This window comes from Streptomyces sp. NPDC059874 (assembly GCF_042731135.1).
In the GTDB taxonomy this organism is placed as follows: domain Bacteria; phylum Actinomycetota; class Actinomycetes; order Streptomycetales; family Streptomycetaceae; genus Streptomyces.
The window spans coordinates 104,649-112,840 of record NZ_JBHWJY010000020.1; the positions used below are offsets into that span (position 1 = coordinate 104,649).

Here is an 8,192-nt window from a genome sequence, read left to right on the forward strand (position 1 = left end):
CGGTCGACGCCGCGGTCGGGAAGGTTCTTGCGGTCCTCGGCGACTGGGGCTACCAGCGCCGTCCCAGCCGGCTCACCTCGGCGGTCTGCCAGATCCTGCTGCTGAACCGCAGTCCCCGGCTGGAGGCTCTGTCCACTCGGGCCCCGGACGCGGTCCGCGCGTCGGCTGCCATGCAGGAGAGCGAGTGGGCCAGCGACCTCCACGGGATCCACCGCGCCGTTGCTGCTCTCGGCCACGCCGATCCGCCGCCGCGGCCCCCGCACGGCCCCGGGCCCACGGCGATCGAGGGTACAACGGGCAACTGGGCCAACTGGGTTGAGCGCTGGCACGCGACTTCGACGCTGACGCCAGGCGTCCGCAGCAGCTACCGCAGTGTCCTCGCGAAGATCGGACGCTGGCCGGCCGCCGAACATCCAGAGGTCACCGGGCCGGAGCTCTGGACTCGCCAGACCTGCGCGTCCTGGGTCGCCGCGGTCGACCGCACGACGGTCGGCGACTACTCCCAGTGGACGGCGGGCATGCGGTCGCAGGGCCGCATCGGCAAGCCGCTCACCCCGCAGGCGAAGTCCGGCTACTTGAAAGTGCCCCGCGCGTTCTTCCGTGACCTGCACGAATGGGAGTGGATCCCGCAACGGTTCAACCCGGCCCACGCGCTGAGGACGCCCCGCAGCGTCCAGGCCCTCATGGGTCCCGACCCGCGCGTGATCGCGGACGACATCTGGGCCAAGCTGTTGTGGGCCGGGCTGAACGTCGAGTCCGGCGACCTACCGACCGCGGACGGCCGAACCTACCCGGCCGAGCTGATCCGGGCCATCACCCTAACCTGGCTGTTCCCGCTGGACAGCGCAGCGACGAAGTCGCCCGGCTCCGGGTCGGGTGCATCCGTTGGCAGCACGACGGCCTGCCCATCCCCGGCGACTCCGGCGAGGTCCTGGCCCGGGACGCTGTCTGCCTGCTCGACGTCCCCACCCACAAGACCGGCACCGCGTTCACCAAGCCGGTTGACCCGCTGCTGGGGCAGGCGATCGAGGCCTGGCGGGCTGTCCGCCCCGACCAGCCCGCCATCCTCGACCCGAAGACCAACGAGCGCGTGGACTTCCTGTTCGCCTTCCGCGCTCGCCGGGTCTCCAAGCACTACATCAACGGCACGATCATCCCGATGCTCTGCCGCAAGGCCGGCGTCCCCACCGCCGACGTCCGCGGCAACATCACCAGCCACCGAGCCCGCTCCACCATCGCCAGCCAGCTCTACAACGCCAAAGAGCCCATGACCCTGTTCGAGCTCCAGGAGTGGCTCGGACACCGGACTCCCGAAGCCACCGCCCACTACGCGAAGATCACCCCGAACACGCTCGCCCGGGCCTACAACGACGCTGGCTACTTCGCCCGCAACGTCCGCACCGTCGAAGTCCTCGTCGACCGCGACGCCGTCACGTCCGGCGCCGCCGCGAACGGCGCCCCCTGGCAGTACTACGACCTCAGCCACGGCTGGTGCACTTACACGTTCTTCGAGCATTGCCAGCACCGCATGGCCTGCGCACGCTGCGACTTCTACACCCCCAAGGCTCCAGCAAGGGCCAGCTCCTGGAGGCCAAGGAGAACCTGCAGAAGATGCTCGCCGCCATCCCGCTCACCGACGACGAACGCGCCGCCGTAGACAACGGCCAAGCTGCCCTCGACCGGCTGCTTGAGCGGCTTGCCGACGTCCCGACGCCAGCCGGGCCCACCCCGCGCGAGCTCGGCCTGCCTCCTGGCGCTGTACTACTACCGTTCCTTGCGATCGATGCGCGGGCCCAAGAGAGCACCCGCCAGCCGTGCTGTCCGCCCAAGCCGCTAGGTTGAGCCAACCGACTGGAAGGGGAGGCCCATGACTGAGCATCCGGATATTGCAGCACTGACCCAGGTCATGGCCCCGACCTTCGGCATTGACGAGGCCCTGGACTGGTCCTCGGTTGAGGAGCGACTGAGCTGCCGACTGCCCACCGACTACAAGGCGTTCATGTCGCTCTACGGCGGTGGAGGCATCGACGACCTGCTCAATGTCCTCCTTCCTCTGCATCAGGACGGCATCCAATGGGACCCCGGCGCCATTGAGGACGAGATCTTGGGCGCCCGCTCGACGTGGGAGCACACCCCGGCCCAATGGCGCCCCGACCTCGACCCGGCTCACATCCTCCCCTGGGGCCAGACATCCGGACCTGATCTCCTCTGCTGGCTCACCACTGACCCGAACCCCGACCACTGGCCGGTCCTGGTCTGCGGTCGGCACACCCCCGAGCGCTGGACCCTGTTCGACTGCGGCATGGCCCGATTCCTCTTGCGGATCTTCACCGCTGACCTCGCCACGTGCCCCCTGAGCGACGCCTCGCTCTGGGGCAAGGCCTCTCCAGGATTTGTTCACTGGCGCGAGCAGCAGATCCGATGGAAAGCCGGCCGGGACCCCTTCACTAACGAACTGGACCCCTACGCCGACATGTTCCCCCGCTGAGCACGGCACGGCGGCTTCAGCCGCCGTGGGAACTTGACACCACAGATTCCACAGAAAGGGCGGATAGTCCTTGGGCAGGGCCCTCCACTTGCAGCCGGTGTCGACGACGTACCGAATTGCGTCCACGATCTCGCGCCGCGGGTGTTTCTCCGGCCGCCCGCCGCGAGGGGTCTCGCAGGCCGGGATCGGCAGGAGTGGTTCGATCAATGCCCACTCGTCGTCGTAGGTGTCCGAGGGGTAGCAGCGGTGCCGGGCCAACGTCCACTCCCTTCACGGGGGTGGGGGCCGGCCGCTTCGCGGCCGACCCCCACCGGGATCATGCGTCGATGTAGTCGGCGATCACATCGAGGGTGGACTCGACGGAGTTGAGCTGGGTGTTCAGGTGCCGGATCCACCGGCCCTTGGGCTGCAGGGCCGCGTGCGGGGCGACGACGCCGGTGATGAACCGGCGGATCTCGGTGAGCTTCTCGCGGATGACCGCGACCTCGTAGGCTTGGAGCTCGACTGGGGAACAGGCAGTGTTTCGACCCTGCGCTATACGGGTCGGAACAAGCGCACCTTCGAGCCTCTGCCTTCAGGTGGGACCTTGATCATGGTTGAGGGCTCGGCTAGCGTTCAGGGACCTGCCAGCACCGGCATCTTCAGGAAGTCCACATGCCTCGCCGAACACCGGGCGAGATCAGGTCCCAACTGCCGCTTCGGGGCACCAGGCACGACAGACGAACCGTCATACCGGGACTGTCTGCGTCAGCAAACCGACAGATCGCCACATTCGAGCGCGGACGGGGCTTGCCAAGGGGCGATGTCGCACTCGCGTTCCGGCGCTGGGCTCTGCGGGCCGGCCGACCCCGTAGTGCTGAAGAGCGGCACTACGGGTATTCGGATGTTCCAACCGGGCATATCCGCACGCTGCTCGAAGTGGCGGCCTGGAACCTGCGGTCCCGGGGCCGACGAGAACTGCGAGCCGCGCTGGCCCCCGTCGACGCCCGCATCCTCCGTAGAACAGTCAACGACCCGTTCGCTCCACAGCACCTGCCGTGGTGGCAACGACGCATCGAAATCTGAAGTGGCCGGGCCGGACGAGGCCCACGGATCGAGCTCGGGCTTATCCGTCCTCCTGGCAGGCCGCGAGGTAGTCGGTCCAGCTGTCCTGTGCGAAGCCGGCCCAGGTGTGAGCGTTGCTGGCGGAGACGCCGAACAGGTCGCTGACGACGATGGGCGGCAGCTCGCTCACCGCTTCGAGCATGGCCGTGTTGCGGGCGGCGAGGACGGGGAGGCCGTGCTGCTTCATCAGGTTGGTGACGCTGGAGGCGCTTCGAGGCTTGGTGGGTGGCCGACCAGGCAGCAGAAGGCCGGCGTCCGAGGCCCGGCGGAGCATGGAAGTGTGGCGAGGCCGGGTGATCTGTTGCTCGATCAGGTGGGCGAGCTTGGGGGGCAGCAGGACGGGGTTCCGGTCGAATGTGAAGTAGGCGCCGTCCTCCTCGCGGTGGAACCGGTCGGTGGTCAGCTCGAGGATGCGGGTGATGGGCAGGGCATAGAGCCGGACCAGGGCGCCGACGATGCGTACTTCGACCGGCAGCGTGTCGTCGTTGAGGCAACGGCGGAGCTGTTTGTCGTACTCGTCCTCGGTGAGGAAGTTCGCGGGCAGGCTGTTGCGCTTGGGAGGGACGGAGAGCTTCGCGGTGAGGCGGCGCGCGACCGTCCAGCGGATGAAGGAGGAAAGGCCCCGGCGCCGGGTGGGATGGGCGGTGAGCCAGAGGTCGAGGTCCTCCTGAGCGACGGTGGCGAGGTCAAGCTGGTGGTCATCGAGCCAGGTGAGGAACTCGATGGCGACGCGGACGTCGGTGCGGTCGGCGGACGCGGAGCCGGCTGTGTAGCGGCCTCGCTCCGCGCGCCGCCGGGCATCGCGAACGACGTGCCACTCGGCGAATGGGCGAATGATCCGGGCCTGGTGCGTCGGAAGTTGTTCCAGCACGCTGTCGAGCCAGAGTTCCAGCTGGGCGAAGTGCTCCTGCCGACGGGGCAGGACGGCGGTGGCAACCAGGACCGCGCGGACGTAGCGGGTGACCGCGTCCTGCGGCAGCGAGTCCAGGACGTCGTGGGTGATCTCGTCCTGACGGGTGGCGAGTTGGGGCAGGGTCTTCGCCCCGGAGTTCTCCCGTCGCAGCCAGTCGAGGATCGACCAGGCGTTCTCAACCGCGATGAGGGCTTCGGCGAGCGGGAGGAGTTGTGGGGCGATCGTGCCGTCTTCGACGCTGAGGAGGTCGTGAACCTGATCGGTGACGACACAGCGGGTGCAGTTGCTGTCGGCGTAGATGTCGCCGGGGAAGCCGCATCGACGACAGGCAAAGTCGATGTCCGGCCGGCCGGCGCAAGGCCCGCAGAGGCCGTGGCCGTCCGGGGTGCGGCCGGCCAGGACGCGGGTGGTGCTGCACTGCGAGCACGGTTCGGGGTTGCGCTTGCGCCGCTGGTGGCAGGTGCCGCAGAGGGTTCCGAGCGGCCAGATCGCCTTGACCTGTCTGATCGCGCCGCAGTCGTCACAACGACGGGACGGTCGGGGCTGGCAGGAGCGGCAGTGGAAAGCCCATCCCCGCTGGCTGACCCGGACCCCGTGGCGGCGTCGGCCGCAGACGACACACTCGTCGATGGGGCCGCGGTAGCAGCGGTCGCAGGTGACGGGCCGGTGGTCGGTGGCGCGGACCGTGATCCGGCGGGTGTCGGCGTACAAGTGAACGTGGCTCTGGCAAGATTTTCGTAGGCGGAGATCAACTCGGTGAGATGGTCTCCCCTCCGGCGCGGCGGGCAGCCTGTGACTGTGCCCTGTTGAACTGGTCAGTCTGTTACCGCAGTTGTCTGATGTGCTTGTGGTCTCAGTACAGGTCTCTGATGCTGTGGTGGCGGTCCGGGCCCGCACGACATCCGGTGTTCCAGTGGGATGTACGGGATGCGGACAGCTCAGCACGTGGTGCCACAGCCGCTATGCACGGCGCCTTTCCGACGTCACGCTCGCGGGCCGGCCTCTACTCATCGACTTGTCCGTACGCCGTCTGTACTGCGAGAACACGACGTGCCTGAAGGTGACCTTCGCGGAGCAAGTGCCGGGGCTGACCGTGCGCTACCAGCGGCGGACGCCACGACTGCAAGGCCTGGTGGAGGACGTCGGGGTGGTGCTGGCCGGGCGGGGCGGCTCCCGGATGCTTCGGATCCTGAACATCAGGCTCTCGCGGGTCGCGGTCCTGTCCCAGCTGATGCGGGTGCCGCTTCCGCCACTGGTCACGCCCCGGGTGCTGGGGGTGGACGACTTCGCGCTCTACGGCGACACCTACGGAACTCTCCTGGTCGACGCCACCACCCGGCTTCCGATCACCCTCTGGGAAGGACGCGACGCGGAACGGCTCGGCCGCTGGCTCCGTGAACACCCAGGTGTTGAGGTTGCCTGCCGCGACGGCTCCCTCGCCTACCGGCAGGGGATCACCGCCGGCGCCCCGGATGCCGTGCAGGTCAGCGACCGTTTTCACCTTTGGCAGGGCCTCTCCCGCCGAGTCCAGGACATCGCCTCGGCCCACCGCGGCTGCTTGCCCGCAGCACTGCCTGCGATCGGCGATGGAGCTTCTGCCCGGGTCGAGGAAGCCGTCGAGAGCACCACCGCGGACACGCGAGCCGAGCGCCACGCCCGAAGGCTTTTCGAAGCCGTTCAGGCCTTGACCCGTTCTGGTCGGAGCCACAGCTCCGTGGCCCGGGAGCTCGGCCTGAACCGCCGAACCGTCAGAAAGTACGCCCGAGCCCGCACCTGGCAGGAGGTCGTGCGGCGCCCTCCACGCAAGTTCTCCACCCTCGATCCCTACCTCGACTACCTGCAGCAACGCTGGGACGAGGGAGAGCACAGCGCGAAGGTCCTGCACGAAGAACTGCAGATCAAGGGTTACCTCGGCCACTACCAGCGCGTGAAAATGGCCGTCGCACCCCTCAGGCAGGGCCTGCCCATCGACGAGCCGCGCGAGCGACCGCCCTCTCCACGCGAAGCCGCCCGATGGATCACCACCCACCCGCACCGGCGCAGCCCGCACATCAACGACCGCCTGCCTCGCCTCCTCGACCACTGCCCTGCACTCAAGACCGCCCACGACCTGGTCCGCCGGTTCGCAGCCATGCTCGACAACCGCGACGCGACATCCCTGCCCGAGTGGCTGGACGACCTCGCGAACACCGGACTCGCACCGCTGACCGGCCTTGCCAAAGCCCTGCGCGAAGACCGAGATGCCGTCGCCCAGGGCATCACCACCCCCTACAACTCCGGGGTCAACGAAGGCCGCATCACCGACGTCAAGCTGCAGAAACGCATCATGGCCGGACGCGCCGGCGTCCGTCTCCTCAGACACCGCGTCGTCCTGATCGCCCACCTCCGACGACGCTATGCCGACCGGCCGACCATCTCACCGAGTTGATCTCCGCCTACGGAAATCTTGCCAGAGCCACGTTCACGTGTACGCCGACACCCGGTCGGTGCGAGGGGCGAGCCCGGTCGCGCACGCCCCGCGCCGACGGCCACCCTGTCACTGCCTCCCCCTATCCTCTGGGACCATGACACTCCTACCGCCCGACGGTTTCGCCGCCTCGATCGCTCCGCTGGTCGTGGCCGTTCCCGTGATGGCCGGGGCCAGGGTCGTCGTGCCGCGCTTCCTCAAGGTCAGGCGCCCCATGGCTGTTCAGGCTCGGGAACTGGCCGCGGTGGGCCTGCTGTGGGTGGTAGTCACCGTCGCCGTCGTCTTCTTCGCCGCTGTCGACGCGCCCACTCCGTTCGAGTGGGCCGTCCCCGTCTCCATCGCCCTCTCCGTCGCGTTCGTTGCCGGTGGGTGCGTACGCCTCTGGACGGACTCCCGGCGGGAGGCCCGTCTCGCCGCGATCGTCCGCCGATGGCTGGACGAGCTGGAGCCGCACAGCGCGCGCCTGCGGCACTACGTCGTAGATCCCTCGTTCTCCGACTCGCTTCTCGTCCACGCGAGGCAGGCGGCGGACCGCGGCACCGGGAACGAAGCGCTGGAGGCCTTCGCCACAGGCGTCGTCGACCTGGAGCGCGCCGTCGAGGCCAGCCCTGGCCGCGGAGCCGGCGCTCCCTCCGCCGAGGACGCTGCCGCCCTCCACGAGTTCGTCACCCGCGTCCGCGACTTCGACCTCACCGGCCCCGTGGCCTGAACTGCCGCAACGTCCAACGCCCGGTCCTCATCGGGCGGTATTTGCCCTCGGCGGCTTTAGCTTGACGTTTATCGTCCGGCTCCGGCGGAGGGGCTCGCGGCGAAGGACGTTTAGATCCAGTTGCCCCAGCCGAACGTGGCGATGTAGGCCCGGCGGAGGGCATCCCGGCCGCGGCCGCTCCCGATGTGAATCACTGCCAGTGCAAGAAGGAACCAGGCCGTGAAGGCGCCAGAGATGACCAGGGTCCATCGAGGGCCGGAAAAACTGGCGACGACGATCAAGGCGATGACGGTCACGCCCAAGCCCATGTGGGCGGCGGGCAGGTCTGAGCGTAGGGCCTCGCGCAGAACGCGGCGTTCTGCCTGCATGTCCTGGGTGTAGCGAGAACGAGCTGCGCTTTCGTCGCTCTCCCACTTACTGATCGTTTCAGAATGAGTTGAGTCGCGGGTCTTGTGCTCGGCGATCTTGGTCGGCAGGGTGTCCGGGGTGCGTGCTGATCTTGTTCCTGACG

At 68.4% G+C, this 8,192-nt stretch carries 6 protein-coding genes and 1 pseudogene; 4 read left to right on the plus strand and 3 right to left on the minus strand.

All coding sequences use genetic code 11. The annotated features are described in order from the left end of the window. Positions 1–733: 733 nt before the first annotated feature. A complete protein-coding gene (locus ACFV9H_RS14710; protein WP_385397645.1) occupies positions 734–1,657 on the plus strand; it encodes a tyrosine-type recombinase/integrase in 924 nt (307 codons plus the stop codon). Positions 1,658–1,867: 210 nt separating this feature from the next. Then, positions 1,868–2,488 carry an SMI1/KNR4 family protein gene (locus ACFV9H_RS14715; protein WP_385397647.1) on the plus strand — a complete coding sequence of 207 codons (621 nt, stop codon included), beginning with the start codon at positions 1,868–1,870 and terminating at the stop codon, positions 2,486–2,488. Between the two features lie 54 nt (positions 2,489–2,542). On the opposite strand, the pseudogene ACFV9H_RS14720 reads toward ACFV9H_RS14715, so the two are convergent. Together ACFV9H_RS14720 and ACFV9H_RS14725 are read right to left on the minus strand one after the other, a co-directional pair. After that, a pseudogene (locus tag ACFV9H_RS14720) lies at positions 2,543–2,746 on the minus strand (transposase); the annotation flags it as partial. 847 nt (positions 2,747–3,593) lie between these two features. Beyond that, positions 3,594–5,216: an XRE family transcriptional regulator gene (locus ACFV9H_RS14725; RefSeq protein ID WP_385397649.1), complete on the minus strand. Its 1,623-nt coding sequence runs from the start codon at positions 5,214–5,216 to the stop codon at positions 3,594–3,596. Between the two features lie 136 nt (positions 5,217–5,352). Between ACFV9H_RS14725 and ACFV9H_RS14730 the strand changes: the two genes are divergently transcribed. Both ACFV9H_RS14730 and ACFV9H_RS14735 read left to right on the plus strand, forming a co-directional pair. Next, on the plus strand, positions 5,353–6,933 hold the full coding sequence (locus ACFV9H_RS14730; RefSeq protein WP_385397651.1) for an ISL3 family transposase: 1,581 nt from the start codon (positions 5,353–5,355) through the stop codon (positions 6,931–6,933). 136 nt (positions 6,934–7,069) lie between these two features. After that, on the plus strand, positions 7,070–7,681 hold the full coding sequence (locus tag ACFV9H_RS14735) for a hypothetical protein (protein WP_385397653.1): 612 nt from the start codon (positions 7,070–7,072) through the stop codon (positions 7,679–7,681). Between the two features lie 110 nt (positions 7,682–7,791). Here the strand turns inward: ACFV9H_RS14735 and ACFV9H_RS14740 are convergent. Beyond that, on the minus strand, positions 7,792–8,192 hold a 401-nt coding region (locus ACFV9H_RS14740; protein ID WP_385397655.1), incomplete at its 5' end, for a hypothetical protein.

What these genes read in the sequence shown, in the direction of transcription:
- ACFV9H_RS14715 (WP_385397647.1), top strand. Translation starts at nt 1,868, where the DNA reads ATGACTGAGCATCCGGATATTGCAGCACTGACCCAGGTCATGGCCCCG.
- ACFV9H_RS14735 (WP_385397653.1), top strand. Translation starts at nt 7,070, where the DNA reads ATGACACTCCTACCGCCCGACGGTTTCGCCGCCTCGATCGCTCCGCTG.